Source organism: Methanoculleus sp. (assembly GCF_035363275.1).
GTDB lineage: Archaea > Halobacteriota > Methanomicrobia > Methanomicrobiales > Methanoculleaceae > Methanoculleus.
In genome coordinates this window covers 1-16,727 of sequence record NZ_DAOSET010000005.1, presented here as the reverse complement: position 1 = coordinate 16,727, position 16,727 = coordinate 1, and the positions used below count along the sequence as shown (strand labels likewise).

The window sequence follows — 16,727 nt, the reverse complement described above, 5'->3', positions numbered from 1 at the left end:
TAATCGTTTGCGCATACGCCCGCACCGCAGGGTTATATGCCGGCAGGCGTCAATTCCATGATGGATGTTCATCGCCTGCCACCTCCTCTTCGGCCTCGTCCTCGGGCTCGCGCTTGCCAGGCACCTGGGCGATCGGCGGCTCATCGGCTTCTCCGCCCTCGGGGCCGTCCTTCCCGACCTGATCGACAAACCAGTGGGCCACATCCTGCTCGCGGATTCTCTCGACTCCGGCCGGATATTCGCGCACGGGCTGCTCTTCCTCGTGCTCCTCCTCGCTCTCGGCATCGCCGTCGAGCGGCGACAGGGGTCGTTTGCACTCCTCGCCGTCGCAGCGGGCGGGCTCTCCCACCAGGTCCTCGACACGATGTGGACATTACCCGTCACCTGGTGCTTCCCGCTCCTCGGTCCGTATCAGCCCTACGAGTACACCAACTACTTCGGCAACGCCTTGCTTGCAGAGGCTTCGTCGCTCTCGGAGTGGGTCTTTCTTTTCGCATCGGCCGGCATCGCCCTCACCGCCTGCTGGAATCCCCGGCCGGACCTTCTTCCGGCCGCTCGCAAACTCGTCAGCGTCTCCATTCCGCTCCTCGGCCTCCTCGCCCTTGCCTCCCTCTACGCCTGGGCGGCCGGCCTCCCGGAGAGCATCCTTATGACAGGGGGCGGGCCGGAGGATTGCCTGATGCTTGGACTGGTGGGTGCCGTCGGGGTCGCCGGGACGCTCAGGTACCGGGACCTCCTGAACGCCGGGCAGAGCCGTCAGTGAAGAGACGTGATCGTAGTGATGCAGCCCGGGACGGTTCTCTCCACACGGAGCGCCGCCCTCCCCGCCGGTTTGATCTCGACGACAAACGATCCGTATGGAGCGCAGTCGGTCAGGGTCTGCGGCGCGATGTTCAAGAAACACTCTTCCCCGGCTTCGAGAAGGAGGTCGCAGTCGCTGTTCAATTGTTCCTGGATACTCCAGAACCCGCTCTTGGGAGCCCTGGTAACAAGAGGTTCGCTCTGCGTGAGTAGCCCCTTATGCCGGGGACCGACGATACGGACAGAGACCGTGGTCATATCGATCGGCTCGCCGCCGGCGGTGAGTCTGACCGGAATGATGATGGATTCGATGTAGTTGTGACTCTTGCTGATGCCGTAGACGTTTCCGGTCACCATGCAACTTGACCCGGCCTGTCCGACACCCTGATGAACAACCGACTGACCCTGCTGTGCAGAGAAGAACCCTGCCTGCAGAACGACAAAGGCAAAGACCGATGCAACGACGACAAATGCAATGAGGACGATTGCCGCTTCCAGGCCGGTGAACCCGGCATCAGACAGGCCAGACGTATCAGAAGATCTCGAAGTGAACATTCGTCTCAATGCCCGTGGGAATTGTTCTGGTCAGTGAAGCGGTCGCCCCTCCCGCGGCGGTCATCTCGATGGTGAACGTATCACCAGGCCGGATGCCTGCACTATCGACCTTAAGGTTCACCGTGACGACCTCCCCTGCCTCCAGGAAGTCTCCGGCATCTTTTTGATACCGCCAGTTTTCGGTGACGCGGGTATCGCCGGGGGAGAACGTGACGAGGGTCTCCTTTGTGGCGATGGTGTAGGTCATGCTCCCCATATCGACCGCGGCGAGATCGGTCGCGGTCTCAAGGTCGAACTCCACAGTATCGAGCACGCTTGATGAGTTCAGTCTGGCGATGACCACGTATCCCGGTCGGAGAGCGGACCCGGCTTCTTCGAGGGCGGCATGCATCACTTCCTGGTTCTTCTGCGCTGTAATCATGCCCATCCCGAGAACGATGTAGGCAAAGACCGATGCAACGACAACAAAGGCGATGAAGATGATGGCCGCCTCAAGTCCCGTGAAAGCCCGATCGTCCCTCTCCTCCCGTAGCATACTGATCGCACGTTTGTCACACTCCAATTAAAATATACTGATTTTTTCCGGGGTCGTATCGCCATAGGTGCCACCGGACCTTCTTCGGGCAGGGCGATTCCAGTGCGGGAAGCCGCCGATCACGGCGATCACTCGCCCGGCAGAGGAGCCCGCTTCGGGAAGTCACGCCCGTCGACGCCGCGGGAACCGGAGATGGGCGTCCCCGGAGAACCTATTTATAGCAGGGCTTTTCATGAGGTACCAGAATGCCGCCTGAACCACCCGCCGATCGCTTCATCTGTCCTGCCGGTCACCATACCGTCCCGCCGGATGTAAACCTCGCCCATCTATGGGTTATCCTCGCCCTCATTGGCGTTTATCTCCCGGTCATCAGCGGGAGTCTCCCTCACGTACTCGTTGCCCTGCCATTCATCTCAGGGCTCGCCATCGCTATTGTATTGCTCTTCGGCCTCGTGCTGAATTACATCCACCCGGATATCCGGATCCTCCCTGTTGTCGCCTCTCTTGCGGCATCCAGCGTCATCACCGGTCTTATCGCAGGGTCCCGGCGTTGCGGCCTGCCGGAAGAAAGCCGTTGTACGGTCCCGTTCGGCACGTTCCTCACCGCGGGGCAGGAGGAGAGCTCGGGCAGCTCCGCGTCCCGGATCAACCGGGTCCTGGGTATCGTCCTCGTTGCCGCCCTCCTCGTGGCCATCGGGACGACGATCTTCATCGTCGTCGCCCCGGACGAGGGAGAGAGGTTCACCGAGTTCTACATCCTCGGGCCGAAGGGGACGGCAGCCGATTACCCGACGGAGTTCATGGCCGGAACGCCGCAGACGGTCATCATCGGGATCGGGAACCACGAGCATCAGGAGGTTACCTACACGGTGGAGACGTTTGCCGTGGAGAGCAGGCTTGATACCGCAAAGAACCAGTCGACGATCGTCTCGGCGACGCTGCTCGACCGATTCTCCGTCACGGTGCCCCATAACCAGACCGTAGAGCAACCCTACACCTTCCGGATCAGTGACCCGGATACGGACAGGATCGAGTTCCTCCTCTTCAAAGAGACGCCGCCCGATGAGATCCCGGTGAACAACCTCACCGATGCAAGTTACCGCAATCTGCGCCTCTGGCTGCGGGTGCACTGACGGCAGGCCGGGGAGAAGGGGTCGCCTGCATGCTGTTCTCAAGCGACCCCGATAACGCGGCCTCCGTGACGGGAGCGGGTCGCCGGATCGGAGAGTCGTCCCTGATGGACTGTAATTGCATGTACAACGAGTTTTTCCAAATATTTATCAATCCGGACGGCATACAGTTCTTCGAGGTACACAGATGAAACGCGGAATTGTGGTCGCCTCCCTCCTGGTTCTGGCGCTCATGACTGTCCCTGTCGGGGCTTTCAGCGCAGACAACCTCCTGATAACCGTGGACGAGGATGGAAGCGCAGATATCACCTTTAACTACACTCTCTCGTGGATCGAGAGGATCGCCGTCTTCTTCAAGATCGCTGAGCCGGAGCAGGAACTGAAGTCCGCGCTCGAGGGGGCATGCGGGACACCGGTAACGGTGACTTCGGTCGAGAGCAACGCCGCTACATTCTCGATCCAGAGTTTTGCCAGGATCAAGAGCGCCGATGACGGGAACGTCTACTCGACGCCGGGACTCGACTTCACCGGAGCGCAGGAGGTGCTTGAAAGTTACTGGTTTGCACCGCTCGTCGATGCCGATTTCTCCCCGAACCTGACGTTGGTCCGGTTCCCGGACGGCCACGAGGAGACGTTCGAGAACCAGTTTGCTATCCCGGCCCTCTCCCACACGCTTCCGTGAGCGGGACCTTACAATCCCTTCTTTTTCGTATACCATCTTACTGCGGGACCGTTACCTGGATTCTGCAGTATAGGACCCTGTTTCGTGGCCCCGGGTGCTGGAGCCGGATCTTCCCCGGGCCCCCCTGGACCCAATACTCGCTCATGTTAGCACCTGACAACGGTGGCCTGCATGAAACGCCTGCTTCATCACGACGAAGGGGTGTTCCACCGGGGATCGTGTTCGACTGATGTCCTTTTTCAAAAAAGGGTGATAGTATTACTTTTTAGTTTCAAGCCGTTTCACCGAGTCAAGTGCCTCGTCTGAAGTAAGAATAGGTTCAAGACTATCCACGAGAATAAAGGGTGTCCAGTTTGAGGTTGCAGCCATAATTCCTTTCTCATCCCCGTCCCGGATCGAATAACCGTTGAAACTGGGAGAGATCCCCCATTCTGTCAGTGCACCCATCTTCATTTCAGCTTTCACTCGTTCGAGCAGCGTGTGCCAGAGCTTCATCCGCTCCTCCGGATTGGTGGGAATCAGTGCGGGATTAATGTGCCAGCTGGAATAGTATCTCGTCATACCAAAACCTCCTCATTTTTCATCGCTCTGCGGTCATCGCACGCTTAAAAAGGGGGACCAGATACACTTGTCCCGATAATTATTGCTATCTCTCAGAGCGGTGTTCACTGTAGACCATTGAGGTATGATAATTCTTTCGAGATGGAATTCAAGTACTTCGCTCAACTCTTCCCCTCTCTCGTTCAATTTACCATCGCGTGGCCTTCTTTTTCCGAAACCCATTGCCAAACACAGTGATTCCTATCACCACTCACATCGATGCCCGGGTTGCCCCACAGATCATGAGTCAGAAGCAGTCAAATCGAACCACCCCACCTCCCAGGGGGCAGCCATAGCCGTGCCCGGAAGTTCCCCCGGGAACGCTTGCGAAGGGGAGTGGCTATGCCCTCGACGCGGCACCGTCCACCGCTGCCCGCCGCACGGGGCCGGAGAGCCGTGGTTCACCGGTTGCAGCCTTGCCAAAAAAAGAGGGGAGTCTTCCCCTTACTTGAAGATGTCGAAGATCTGGTCGCTGCCGGTGTCGGAGAGACGCTTGCGTTCCGTCTGTTCCTCGACGAGCGCGAGGACCGGGAGCTCCATGTCCACACCCGGGGTGTGGCCGAACATCTGTTCCATGTCCGCCTGCAGGGCGTGCATGAAGAGCGCATTCGGGATATCCATCGCGCAGTTCTCCTCGCACTGGCCGCAGTTGATGCACGAATCCGAGACGTGGGCGTAGCGGATCAGGTGGAACATGAAGGGCGGCGGGACCTGACCGGGCGTGACCAGGTAGGACTTCTTCGTGCTGCACTCGACGCAGTAGCAGATCGGGCAGTTCTCGATGCAGGCGTAGCACTTGATGCACCGGGAAGTATCGTTCATGATCTTCTTTAAGCGGTCCTTCCCTTCGCCGAGTCCCTCGAAGTAGCGGGCCCGCCACTTGTCGCCGAGTTTCAGCATCGCGTTCTCGACCTTGCCGCGGATCTCGAGTGCCTTTGCGGGCACGGCGTCGGTCTTGACGGCTCCAGCCTGCACGGCACCGTTGAGGAGGTTTGCACCCTTCTCGGAGCAGACCTCGACGAACGTGGCCTTCCCGGCCTTATCGCCGATGACGCCCCAGTTGCCGCAGGCGAGGTCCGCCTGGCGCGGGACCTTCATCTTGCAGCGGCGGCAGTTGCTGCGGCGGCCGAAGCCCTCCTCCTCGAGCTCGTCCATCGAGATGCCCTTGTGCTGGCCGTCTTTCGTGACGATGATGAACTGGCCCTTGTCGATCTCTTCCTTGACGACGTCGTCGGGGTCGACCCCGAACTTCTCGCGGATCATCTTCCGGGCAGCCACGGGGCTGACCGAGCCGCCACAGTTGAGCCCGATCATCAGGACGTTGTCCAGGTTGACCTGGTTGCGCTTCGCGAGCTCGTACAGGCCCATCGCGTCACAACCCTTGACCGGAACGGCGATCCGCATCTTCTCGGCGCCGTCAAGGTACTGCTTGACCAGCTTCGAGAGCAGGAGCGTCCCGCAGTGGAGCGAGCCGGCCGTCTGGGCGATCTCGGCGGGGTCGGTGATGAGCGTGGGGACAGCATCGTAAATATCCTGTCCCTTCTTGACGGCAAGGACAGCGTCCACCATGCCGGACTTAAGCGCGTGCGTCAGCAGAGCGGTGACCGCTCCGCCGCATTCGCCTCTCTCCTGGCAGGCGGCGTCGGCTGCCCAGGCGTAGAACGTGTCTCCTTTCGCTGCCATTTTCAGGCCTCCGTAATCTTCTCAACTTTCACAGCACAGGCCTTGAACTCCGGGATCTTCGCGATCGGGTCAAGGGCATTGTGAGTCAGTATGTTCGCCGCGCACTCGGCGAAGTGGAACGGCATGAACATGACACCCTTCTTGATGTCTTTGGTCACCTTTGTGGCGACGTCGATGGTCCCGCGGCGGGAGGTCACACGGACCATTTCTTTGTTCTGGACGCCGAGCGCTTCTGCATCCTCGGGGCTGATCTCGATCCAGCCGGTGGGGACCTCAGCATCGAGGGTCGCAGAGCGGCGGGTCATGGACCCGGTGTGCCAGTGCCAGATACAGCGTCCGGTGGTGAAGAGATAGGGGTACTCATCGTCGGGAACTTCCGCCGGGGGTTTCCACTCGATGGGGTGCATCACGCCCATGCCGTCGGGGTGCGAACACTTGCCGATGTGCAGGATGGGTGTGCCGGGGTGCTCTACAGTGGGGCAGGGCCAGTGGAGCGCTTCGGGCCTGTTGAGCCGCTCGTAGGTCATGCCGTGGTAGGACGGGGTGAGGGAGGCCATCTCGTTGAAGATCTCCTCGGCGCTCTGGAAGGTGAACTGCTTGGCGTAGCCCATGGCAGCTGCCACTTCGCAGATGATCTGCCAGTCGACCTTTGCCTCGCCGGGCGGGTCCTGGGCCTTGCGCCACATCTGGACGCGCCGCTCGGTGGAGGTCTGGGTCCCGTCCTTCTCTGCGTAGCAGGTGGCGGGGAGGACAACGTCGGCCATCTGGGCAGTCTCGGTCAGGAAGATATCCTGGACGACCAGGAACTCCAGACTCTCGAGAGCGTGCTTGACGTGGTTGAGGTCCGGGTCGGAGAGCATCGGGTTCTCGCCCATGATGTACATGCACTTGAGTTCGCCGGGGTTGTCGGTCAGGACGTCCATCATGACGGTGACCTCGTAGCCGTTCTTGGGCTCGCAGATGCCGTCGGGGAAGCCCCAGGCGTCGGCGAACTTCTTGTGGGCGGCCGGGTCGATGACCTTCTGGTAGCCGGTGAAGACGACCGGGAGCGCTCCCATGTCGCAGGCGCCCTGCACGTTGTTCTGGCCACGGAGCGCGTTCACGCCGCCACCGCGCTTGCCGATGTTTCCGGTGAGCATCTGGATGTTTGCGGTCGACTTGACGTTGTCGACACCCACCGTGTGCTGGGTGATGCCCATCGAGTAGAGGAGTGCGGAGGATTCGGCGGTACCGATCCACTCGGCTGCGGTCTTGAGATCGGCAGCGGCAATACCGGAGATCTTCTCGACGTTCTCGGGGAGGTACGTGTCGCTGAGCACGACCGCTTTGAGTTCCTCGTATCCCTTTGCACGGGTCGAGACCCATTCCTTGTCTTCCCAGCCGTTTCGGATGATCTCGCCCATCAGGCAGTTGAGGATGGCCACGTCGGTGCCGGAGTAGAAGGATGCGTAGAGGTCAGCCTGCTTTGCGGTCGGCGTCTTGCGCGGGTCGAATACGATGAGCTTTCCACCGTTCAGCTTTGCCTGCATGACCTTGCGGCCGATGAGCGGGTGCTGCTCGAAGGTGTTGGACCCGATGATGAAGACGCACTTCGATTCGGCGATGTCGAGGATCGAGTTGGTCATCGCCCCGGAGCCGAAGGAGGCGGCAAGACCCGCGACGGTGGAAGCGTGGCAAAGCCGGGCGCAGTGGTCGATGTGCCGGGTCTTGAAGACGCCGCGTGCCAATTTCATCAGCAGGTAGTTCTCTTCGTTCGAGACACGAGCGGAAGAGAGGCAGGCGATCTCGTCGGGCTTGTAGGACTTGAACTTCTGCGCGATCAGGTCATAGGCCTCGTCCCAGGTCGCCTCGACGAACTTGCCGTCCTTCTTGATGAGCGGCTTCGTGAGACGGTCCGGGCTGTTCACGAACTCGTGAGCGTAGGTCCCCTTGGGGCAGACCTTCCCCTCGTTGACCGGAGAACGCTTGTAAGGTTGTGTGCCGACAACCTTCCCGTCCTTCACGACGAGGTTGAAACTGCATCCCGTACCACAGTACGGGCACGTTGTCTGTACATACTTGAGATCCATGGTTAAACCTCGGATGCACAGATATTGACGATGGGAATATTTAACACTAGTGATTAACAAGCCGGTTTTTGATGAATATGTGTGGGTCGCACGCCCCTCCCTTCTGTGAGGTCGGTGCCAACACCGTGAATCATCGGCCGGATCTGCATGCGGCGATATCGTCCGGGTTTATAGGTCAGGGCGCTCCTGGAATAACGCCGGATGAGCTGCAGCGGAGAGAAAAAAGGATTAGTTGGTGTAGGGCGCCTTCCCGAGTTTGGACTCGAACGCGCTGTCACCCTCGGTCCTGATGGCATGAGAGAAGAGCGCGAGCGGGATATCCATCGGGCAGAGCTCTTCGCACTGGCCGCAGTTGATGCAGGAGTCGGAGATGTGCGCAAACCGTCGGAGGTGGAACATCGGGTTCGGCGGAACCTCTCCGGAAGTGATCATCCTGGAGTTTCCTTTGAGTTCCTCTGCGACCGGGAAGCAGACCGGACAGTTCTCGATGCAGGAGTAGCACTTGATGCACCGGCCGGTCTCGCGGGCAATGGTGCCCCAGAGGTCGGATGCAAGCGCCTCAAAGTTCTTCTTCCGCCACTTGTTGCCGAGACCCAGCATCGCGCCCTCGACCTTGCCGCGGATCTCGAGTGCCTTTGCAGGTACGGCGCCGGTCTTGACGGCTCCGGCTGCAACAGCTGCATCGAGGAGGTTTGCGCCCTTCTCGGAGCAGACCTCGACGAACGTGGCATTTCCGGCTTTTTCACCGATGACGCCCCAGTTGCCGCAGGCGAGGTCCGCCTGGCGCGGGACCTTGTAGAGGCACCGGCGGCAGTTGGACCGGCGGCCGTAACCCTCGTCCTCGAGATCGTCTATCTTGATTCCTTTGTGGCCGCCTTCATACTCAATGATGAACTGGCCCTTGTCGATCTCTTCCTTGTGGACCTGGTCGGGGTCGACCTCGAACTTCTCGCGGATCATCTTGCGGGCCAGGATCGGGCTGACCGAGCCGCCACAGTTGACTCCGAGAAGGAGGAGACGATCCATATCGACTGCATCGCGCCTCGCAAGTTCGATCAGGCCCATCGTGTCGCAGCCCTTGACCGTGACGCCGAGCCGTGCGGTCTTGTTGGCATCAAGGTAATCCTTCACCACTTTCGAGAGCAGGAGCGTCCCGCAGTGAAGGGATCCTGCCGTCTGTGCGATCTCGGCGGGGTCGGTGATGAGCGTGGGGACGGCGTCGTAAAGGTCCGCACCCTTCCTGATGGCGAGGACAGCGTCCACCATGCCGGACTTAAGGGCGTACTGCTGGAGGGCGGTGATCGCACCTCCGCACTCTCCTTTCTTCAGCACGTCGGCGTCGGCCGCCCATGCGTAGAACGTATCTCCAATTGCAGCCATATTCAGGCCTCCGTAATCTTCTCGACCTTCACAGCACAGGCCTTGAACTCCGGGATCTTCGCGATCGGGTCGAGAGCGTTGTTTGTCAGGACGTTCGCCGCACACTCCTTGAAATGGAACGGCATGAACATGACGCCCTTCATGATGTCTTTGGTCACCTTCGCGGGAACGTTCACCGTACCGCGGCGGGTGGTCGCACGAACCGTCTCCTTATCCTTGATGCCGAGTGCTTTCGCATCCTCGGGGTTGATCTCGATCCAGCCCGTCGGGACCTCGGCGTCGAGGGTCGCGGACCGGCGGGTCATGGTGCCGGTGTGCCAGTGCCAGAGGACACGGCCGGTGGTGAGGACGAACGGATACTCCGCGTCGGGGACCTCCGCCGGGGGTTTCCACTCGATCGGGGTGAAGATGCCGAGGCCGTCGGGGTGGGCAAACTTCTCCTTGTGGAGAATCGGCGTGCCGGGGTGGTCTGCCGCGGGGCAGGGCCAGTGGAGAGCTTCGGGCCGGTTGAGCCGCTGGTAGTTCATGCCGGCATACGAGGGGGTGACCTTCGCGACCTCGTTGAAGATCTCCTCGGCGCTCTGGTAGGGGAACTGGGCAGCGTAGCCCATCTTTGCCGCGAGTTCGCTGATGATCTGCCAGTCGACCTTTGCCTCGCCGGGCGGGTTCTGGGCCGTGCGCCACATCTGGACGCGCCGCTCGGTGCTGGTCTGGGTCCCGTCGCGTTCCGCGTAGCAGGCGGCGGGCAGGACGACGTCGGCGAGTTCGGCAGTCTCGGTCATGAAGATGTCCTGGACGACCAGGAACTCCAGGTTATCGATAGCATGCTTGACGTGGGTCAGGTCCGGGTCGGAGAGCATCGGGTTCTCGCCCATGATGTACATGCACTTGAGTTCGCCGGGGTTGTCGGTCAGGACGTCCATCATGACGGTGACCTCGTAGCCGTTCTTGGGCTCGCAGATGCCGTCGGGGAAGCCCCAGGCGTCGGCGAACTTCTTGTGGGCGGCCGGGTCGATGACCTTCTGGTAGCCGGTGAAGACGACCGGGAGCGCTCCCATGTCGCAGGCGCCCTGCACGTTGTTCTGGCCACGGAGCGCGTTCACGCCGGAGCCGGGCTTGCCCAGGTTGCCGGTCAGCATCTGGATGTTTGCCACCGACTTGACGTTGTCGACACCGACGGTGTGCTGGGTGATGCCCATCGAGTAAAGGATCGCGCCGGGTTTGGTCGTACCGAACCACTCGGCGGCAGTCTTGAGGCTCTCGACCGGGATCCCGGAGATCTTCGAGACGTTCTCAAGGCTGTAGGTGTCTTTCATGACAACTTCCTTGAGTTTCTCGTAGTCCTTGGTCCGCTTCTCGATGAACTCCCTGTCCTCCCAGCCGTTCCGGATGATCTCCTGCATCAGGCCGTTTAAGATGGCGACATCGGAGCCGGAGACGAACGGCATGTAAAGGTCGGCCTGACGGGCGGTCGCGGTGTAGCGCGGGTCGGCATAGATGACCTTCGCGCCGTTCTTCTTGGCCTGGACGATCTTACGGCCGATGAGCGGGTGCTGTTCAAAAGTGTTGGACCCGAGGACAAAGACACACTTCGATTCAGCGATGTCCAGGATGGAGTTGGTCATCGCCCCGGAGCCAAAGGCGCCGGCGAGGCCGGCGACGGTGGAGGCGTGGCAGAGCCGGGCACAGTGGTCGACATGGCGGGACTTCATGACGCCACGGGCGAACTTCATCATCAGGTAGTTCTCTTCGTTCGAGACCCGGGCGGAGGAGAGCGCCGCGAACTCATCGGGCTTGTAGGACCTAAACTTCGATGCAATCAGGTCATAGGCCTCGTCCCAGGTCGCCTCGACAAACTTGCCGTCCTTCTTGATGAGCGGCTTCGTGAGGCGGTCCGGGCTGTTCACAAATTCATGGGCATAGGTGCCCTTCGGGCAGACCTTCCCCTCGTTCACGGGTGAGCGGCGGTAGGGTGCCGTTCCAACAACTTTGCCGTCCTGAACGACAAGGTTGAAACTGCAGCCTGTTCCACAGTAGGGGCATGTTGTGGCTACATACTTCAACGTCATACTTTTACACCTCTCTAAGGCGAACGGAATATCGGATGTTAATGTACTTAAATTGTATTAGTTAACTTGGTTTATCCCTGAACCTAACAGCAGTATCGTTAGAAGGATAACACATTATATTGTACGTTTGAGGTTTGGCGTGTTGGATTTCAGCAGACGACCAATCCACATATAAGCGGATGTTAACAAAAATTACTAAACCCGCTGCTCCGGACAGGGCTCCAGGGGCCGCTCGCTGCTCCAGAGTCGACGCGGGCGGGTCCTCTTCGGAGCGCCCCTTCCGTGGACTCACATGATCCCTGTGCCGGAGAATCCCGGGAGGATATGTTATTATCGGTGGGGACCTACACTTCCTGCAGAAACAGGGAGGAGCCATTGTGAAGAAGACAGTACCGGTCTCGCCGATGCTCGCCGATCTGGTGGGAGGTGCCCTTGTGGCAATGGACGGCGTAACGTTCACCGACCGTGATGTCTGCCCGTCGTGCGGCGGTCCGGTGACCGGGCACGACCTGCGAGCAAAGCGGTTTGCCGTCATACTTGATCATGAGAAGGAGCGCACTATCCGGGTCTACGTGAAGCGTTTCTACTGCCAGCGGTGCAACACCCTCTGCTACGCAGACGCACCGTTCTATCCGGACACCCGCCTCGCCTCACCCATCGTCGACCTCTGTCTCCTCCTATCGCACCAGATGCCCTTCAATCGGGTGGCGCAATACCTCCGGGCGATGAGGATCGTCGTCGATCGGGGGACGATCAGAAACTATGCCTCCCGCGACTTCGGCACGATACCGGCAGCAGAACTCTTTGGCCTCCTTCTACCGCTCTCCCTGCTGAACCTCGCCACCTTCATCCTCGGGCACGAGCGGCGTCCCATCGTAGGGGCAGAAGCGCTCGCTGCCTGCGGTCTCCCATCCACAGGCCGGACAGCGCTTCACGACAGGGGGTCGCCCGAAGAGCGGGATCAGCGGGATAAATAGGAAGAGAAAGAAGAACGGAAAGCCGAGCGCCAGCGACACCGCCGTGATGGCGATCGAGACCGCCAGCAGGATGAGGGTCAGTCGCAAGCGGCTCGCCGTAGCGCAACCTCCCTCACCGCGTAGGCCGGGAGTGCATCCGCGACCTCCCCGATCTCCTGCTCCAGCGTGATGCCGGCCAGTTCACGGGCAAAGATCTCCGCTCCTACCCCCGCCGTGATCACCCGTTCGGCACCACTCCGGAAGAGTGCGCGCCCCACTGCCCGGACGATCAGCGTCCGCTGGGCCTCCCAGAACTGCCGGGCGACCTGGAGGCCGCCGGAGTTCCCGATCTCATCGATGTCTGCGCAGACAACCCGGGCGAGCCTCCGGAGCGCAGCGTCGACGGTCTTCTCGCCGTTATCCGGTGCAGGGCAGGTGTAGTCAACCGGCGCGATATGGCCGAGGACGAGGTGCGCGTCGGCGCTTGCAGCGAAGTACTCGGTGCTCACCGGGGTTACCGTCCCGTCCAGCGTGACCGACGAGAGGATTGTGGCGACGTTCGTCCTGAGCATGCCGGTGTAGACGAGGTACTGCTTCTGCAGCCGCCGGGTGTCGGTCAGCCCTTTGAGGTCTTCGAAACAGTTGAGCGGGATGACGTCGGCGGTGGTGCTCCCGACGTCGAGGAGGACCGCGTCGGCATACTCTCCTCTCAGGTAGTCGGCCGATGCCAGCCAGTTTGCGGCGGCAAGGGCCGGGACCGGCCGGGCATGGAACGCTGCGTCGGTCCCGTAGAAGGCGGCGTCGGGAATGACCCCCTGGACGGCATCGACGATCCAGCGGATCCCCTCGATCTTGCTCGAAAAGCAGTCCGCGAGTTCCCCGCTCATCACCACGGCTGCGGGCTCTGCGTATGGTTCGAGGAGATCGGCGAGCGGTGCCCCCTGCCAGAGCGGGCAGTAGTGGATATGCACGCCGGCATCGTCGACGACCTTGAGGTTCGCACCGCCGATATCGATGCCGATCATACCCGGCTGATCCTCCCGCCCGTATCGAACCGCACCCTTCCGGAGAGGTGCACCTCACCTAACGCTTCGCCGTGCGACGCCCTGAAGAGAATGTCGGCGATCTCCTCCTCCATGATGGCGGCGATGCCGACCAGGCTGGTCGTGGGTCTCGGGTTGACGTCCACCACGTAGATACGGTCGCCGGCGACGACGTCGACCCCGGCATACCCCTGGCACCCAAGGACGTTCACCGCTCTGACCGCGGTCGCGACGATCTCTTCCTCGCGGTCGGGGTGGACGGGCGTCTCGCCCCCGAGATACCGGAAACTGCCGTCCTCCGCAACGGCGATCTCCTGCCGGTTGACGGCGAGGAGAAGCGGGGGGTTGCCCGTGTAGAACTCGCAGACATCGCCGGTCACCCGGCTCCCCACCAGGCTGACGCTCAGCGCCTCCCCCTCAACGTATGCCTGGGCAAACTCGCCGGCGCCCGGCTCCTCGTCCGTCAGCCTGACCCCCAGGGCGCCGCAGCCCATGATCGGCTTGACGACCCGCTTCCCTGCCCCGGCATCGGGGGGGACCGCCACCCCGTTCCGGGCGAGGATCGATGCTGCCCGTTGTTTATTGGCGCAAACGGCCGCGTTCATGCTCCCGCACCCGACGTTGTGGGTGAGTCCTTCGAGGAGGTGCGTGTACCGGAAGAGGAGATGGTCCGGCGCAATGACCAGCCCTACGTCGCACCCCGGCGCGAGCCTCCGGATCTCGCCCTCGAAATCGGAGCCCTCGGGGGTCACCACGTCGTAGCCGCACCTCTCAAAACTCTCGCTTATCGTGGCGAGCATGGCGGCACCCTCGGGCGCAAGCCCGGGGTCGTTGCATACGGAGTATTCGGCGAGAATTGCCTTCATCACAGTACAGGTTGCCTGCCAGGCACTTGACCCTGACGATCGGGCAAGTATTTGATGCGCGGGGACTATCCCTATAGACAAGGATGAAGCCAAAGATTCTGCTCACCAACGATGATGGGATCACGTCCGCGGGGCTCTGGGCGGCGTACGACGCGCTCGCGGCGATCGCCGACGTCACCGTGGTCGCGCCCGCCACCCAGCAGAGCGCCGTGGGGCGATCGATCTCCATATTCGAGCCGATACGAGCAACAAAGGTTACGATGAACGGGGTGCCGGCATACTCGGTCGGCGGAAAACCGACCGACTCCGTCATCATCGGGCTGTTTGCGCTGCGCCTGAACCCGGATCTCGTGGTCAGCGGGATCAACATCGGTGAAAACCTCTCGTACGAGTCCATCATGACCTCGGGGACTGTCGGGGCCGCGCTCGAGGCGTCTAACCAGGGGGTGCCGGCCCTTGCCTTCTCGCTGCAGGTGGAGGACCAGGGCGACAAGTTCGACGACCCCTCACGGGTCACGGACCGGTTCTTCGATGCGAAGCGGGTGGTCCGCGATATCTGCGGGAAAGTCCTCGCGAACGGGTTCCCCCAGAGCGCCCACGTGATCAACGTGAATATCCCGACACCGGTGCTCGGTGGCTACGAAATCACCCGCCTTGCCGAGAAACTCTTTTACACCGGCGTGGAGGAGCGCCTCGACCCCCGTGGACGCCCTTACTACTGGATCGACGGGCCCCTGCACGACGACGCGGCGGAGGGGACCGACGTGCACGCGGTACAGAAAGGCAACGTCTCGATAACACCCATCACGCTCGACTGCACGGCGTTCGGCGCCACGGACGACCTCAGGGGCATCTTTGACCGCACGGGTATCTGAGGGGAGCGTGAAGAGTATGTCCATACCTACGGCGCAGGCGGCATCGAAACAAAACGCAGGCTACCACGCAGCCGGGCTGGTCGAAGACGGGATGGTCGTCGGTCTCGGCACCGGGTCGACCGTCTTCTTTGCGATGGAGCGACTGGGGGAGCGGATAGCAAAAGACGGCCTTTCCATCGCCGGCGTCCCGACGTCCTACCAGGCGGCCATCCGGGCACGCCAGTACGGCATCCCGCTCACAAGCCTCGACGAGCATCCCGGGCTCGATATCGCCATCGACGGGGCCGACCAGGTCGATCCGGACCTCCACCTGATCAAAGGGCGCGGAGCGGCCCTCCTCCGGGAGAAGTGCGTCTGCGACGCGGCAGACAGGGTGATCATCGTCGTCGATCCGACGAAGACGGTCGATATCCTGAATGCGCCCGTCCCGGTCGAGGTGCTCCCGTTCGCCTCCGCGGGAGTCTTTCGGCGCCTCGCCGCACTCGGTGCCGCTCCGGTCCTCCGGGACGGTGTGAAGAAGGATGGCCCGGTCGTCACCGACAACGGGAACTTCATCCTCGACTGCGACTTCGGGGCTCTTGCAGACCCCCGGAGCCTGGAAGCGGATATAGCCGCCATCCCGGGTGCGCTTGAGTGCGGCTTATTTACCGCATACGGAGAAAAAATAACAGTTATTGTCGGTGAGGAGAAGGACTGCCGCGTCGTATCACTGTAATGATATGCATTCCCGCATCTTCTGGATAAGGTCTAACTGGTGCCGGGCTTCTCGTTTCTTCTCTTTCTCGATGGTATCCATGATCTCCGTTATCGGGCGGGAAAGCGTGTAGATCTTCACCGGCCGTCCTTTGCTCTCCGACTTGCTCTCGCGGGTGTCGATCCAGTCGCACTCTTTGAGGTAGCGCATGGCGATGCTGACTTCGGGCTGGCGGAGATCGGTGCCCCGCTCGATGTCGCGGGACGTCGCCTCTTCAATATTCGCAAGATATACGAGCACTTTGGAGACGTTTCGCTTGATGCCGATGCCGATTAAGAGCTCGGCGAGTTCTTCGTCACGTGGCGTAAAATATCGTACCTTGTCTGACCTCATCCGTTCACCATTCAGTTAGTATTTAGTGTTTTAAATCTGACTATAAAAATATTATTATTTCAATGGGAGATTTTTCGATTGTGTGGGTTTTAAGAGAGGCATTGGTGTATCGAGCGGATACCGTCAATCTGTTCTCTACCGGATCGCGCTTGCACCGGCGGAAGGGGTGCTCCCCGGGAAGCAGGGCAGGCCCGGGAGATCGCGCCCGGGGATAACCGGCAGGAGAAAACGGGGGCACTTCATTCCGCTTCTGTCTCTCCTGATGCTGGTCCGGAGCGCGTCCCGCCCCTCCCGCGTCGGAGGGGACCGACGGCCCTTACGGCCCTTACGGCTGAAGACCGACGGCCCTTACGGCTGAAGACCGACGGCCCTTACGGCCCTTACGGTCCAAAAAGC

Annotated in this window: 16 protein-coding genes; 6 read left to right on the top strand and 10 right to left on the bottom strand. The window is 61.0% G+C overall.

Annotation, left to right across the window (positions count from 1 at the left end):
* The first annotated feature begins 64 nt into the window (after positions 1-64).
* Entirely contained in the window at positions 65-763 is a 699-nt protein-coding gene (locus PLN84_RS01695) for a metal-dependent hydrolase (protein ID WP_292382870.1), read from the top strand.
* Here PLN84_RS01695 and PLN84_RS01690 read toward each other — a convergent pair.
* Together PLN84_RS01690 and PLN84_RS01685 are read right to left on the bottom strand one after the other, a co-directional pair.
* Positions 757-1,356 (bottom strand): archaellin/type IV pilin N-terminal domain-containing protein, encoded by a 600-nt coding sequence (locus PLN84_RS01690; RefSeq protein WP_292382872.1) that lies wholly within the window; start codon positions 1,354-1,356, stop codon positions 757-759. The genes PLN84_RS01695 and PLN84_RS01690 overlap by 7 nt on opposite strands.
* On the bottom strand, positions 1,334-1,891 hold the full coding sequence (locus PLN84_RS01685) for an archaellin/type IV pilin N-terminal domain-containing protein (protein ID WP_292382874.1): 558 nt from the start codon (positions 1,889-1,891) through the stop codon (positions 1,334-1,336). The genes PLN84_RS01690 and PLN84_RS01685 overlap by 23 nt, the downstream gene beginning before the upstream one ends.
* A 245-nt stretch (positions 1,892-2,136) precedes the next feature.
* Between PLN84_RS01685 and PLN84_RS01680 the strand changes: the two genes are divergently transcribed.
* Both PLN84_RS01680 and PLN84_RS01675 read left to right on the top strand, forming a co-directional pair.
* Positions 2,137-3,024, top strand: a complete 888-nt coding sequence (locus tag PLN84_RS01680) for a DUF1616 domain-containing protein (RefSeq protein ID WP_292382876.1) — start codon at positions 2,137-2,139, stop codon at positions 3,022-3,024.
* A 184-nt stretch (positions 3,025-3,208) separates the two neighbouring features.
* Complete coding sequence (locus PLN84_RS01675; RefSeq protein ID WP_292382879.1) at positions 3,209-3,703, top strand: hypothetical protein; 495 nt, start codon at positions 3,209-3,211, stop codon at positions 3,701-3,703.
* Between the two features lie 258 nt (positions 3,704-3,961).
* Here PLN84_RS01675 and PLN84_RS01670 read toward each other — a convergent pair whose 3' ends face one another.
* The 5 genes from PLN84_RS01670 to fdhF (PLN84_RS01650) all read right to left on the bottom strand — a co-directional run bounded on the left by PLN84_RS01670 (position 3,962) and on the right by fdhF (PLN84_RS01650) (position 11,504).
* On the bottom strand, positions 3,962-4,264 hold the full coding sequence (locus PLN84_RS01670) for a hypothetical protein (protein WP_292382881.1): 303 nt from the start codon (positions 4,262-4,264) through the stop codon (positions 3,962-3,964).
* Between the two features lie 483 nt (positions 4,265-4,747).
* Positions 4,748-5,986, bottom strand: coding sequence for a Coenzyme F420 hydrogenase/dehydrogenase, beta subunit C-terminal domain (locus PLN84_RS01665; RefSeq protein ID WP_292382883.1), 1,239 nt, complete (start codon positions 5,984-5,986; stop codon positions 4,748-4,750).
* Between the two features lie 2 nt (positions 5,987-5,988).
* Positions 5,989-8,055, bottom strand: coding sequence for a formate dehydrogenase subunit alpha (fdhF, locus tag PLN84_RS01660; protein WP_348531868.1), 2,067 nt, complete (start codon positions 8,053-8,055; stop codon positions 5,989-5,991).
* Positions 8,056-8,283: 228 nt separating this feature from the next.
* Positions 8,284-9,435 carry a Coenzyme F420 hydrogenase/dehydrogenase, beta subunit C-terminal domain gene (locus PLN84_RS01655; protein WP_292382887.1) on the bottom strand — a complete coding sequence of 384 codons (1,152 nt, stop codon included), beginning with the start codon at positions 9,433-9,435 and terminating at the stop codon, positions 8,284-8,286.
* Positions 9,436-9,437: 2 nt separating this feature from the next.
* Positions 9,438-11,504 (bottom strand): formate dehydrogenase subunit alpha, encoded by a 2,067-nt coding sequence (gene fdhF / locus PLN84_RS01650; protein ID WP_292382889.1) that lies wholly within the window; start codon positions 11,502-11,504, stop codon positions 9,438-9,440.
* A gap of 377 nt (positions 11,505-11,881) precedes the next feature.
* Here fdhF (PLN84_RS01650) and PLN84_RS01645 point away from each other — a divergent pair, with 377 nt between their 5' ends.
* Positions 11,882-12,481 (top strand): hypothetical protein, encoded by a 600-nt coding sequence (locus tag PLN84_RS01645; RefSeq protein WP_292382890.1) that lies wholly within the window; start codon positions 11,882-11,884, stop codon positions 12,479-12,481.
* Positions 12,482-12,558: 77 nt separating this feature from the next.
* Here PLN84_RS01645 and PLN84_RS01640 read toward each other — a convergent pair whose 3' ends face one another.
* The gene (locus PLN84_RS01640; RefSeq protein WP_292382892.1) at positions 12,559-13,485 is read right to left on the bottom strand and encodes a hydantoinase/oxoprolinase family protein; all 927 of its coding nucleotides are present in this window, start codon (positions 13,483-13,485) and stop codon (positions 12,559-12,561) included.
* Positions 13,482-14,369, bottom strand: coding sequence for an ATP-grasp domain-containing protein (locus PLN84_RS01635; RefSeq protein ID WP_292382917.1), 888 nt, complete (start codon positions 14,367-14,369; stop codon positions 13,482-13,484). Before PLN84_RS01635 ends, PLN84_RS01640 begins: the two co-directional genes overlap by 4 nt.
* An 83-nt stretch (positions 14,370-14,452) precedes the next feature.
* On the opposite strand from PLN84_RS01635, the gene surE reads away from it, so the two are divergent.
* Positions 14,453-15,244, top strand: a complete 792-nt coding sequence (gene surE, locus PLN84_RS01630; protein ID WP_292382893.1) for a 5'/3'-nucleotidase SurE — start codon at positions 14,453-14,455, stop codon at positions 15,242-15,244.
* Positions 15,245-15,260: 16 nt separating this feature from the next.
* On the top strand, positions 15,261-15,959 hold the full coding sequence (gene rpiA / locus PLN84_RS01625) for a ribose-5-phosphate isomerase RpiA (protein WP_292382895.1): 699 nt from the start codon (positions 15,261-15,263) through the stop codon (positions 15,957-15,959).
* Here rpiA and PLN84_RS01620 read toward each other — a convergent pair.
* Positions 15,951-16,331 carry an ArsR family transcriptional regulator gene (locus tag PLN84_RS01620; protein WP_292382897.1) on the bottom strand — a complete coding sequence of 127 codons (381 nt, stop codon included), beginning with the start codon at positions 16,329-16,331 and terminating at the stop codon, positions 15,951-15,953. The two genes, rpiA and PLN84_RS01620, sit on opposite strands and share 9 nt — an antisense overlap.
* Positions 16,332-16,727: the final 396 nt, after the last annotated feature.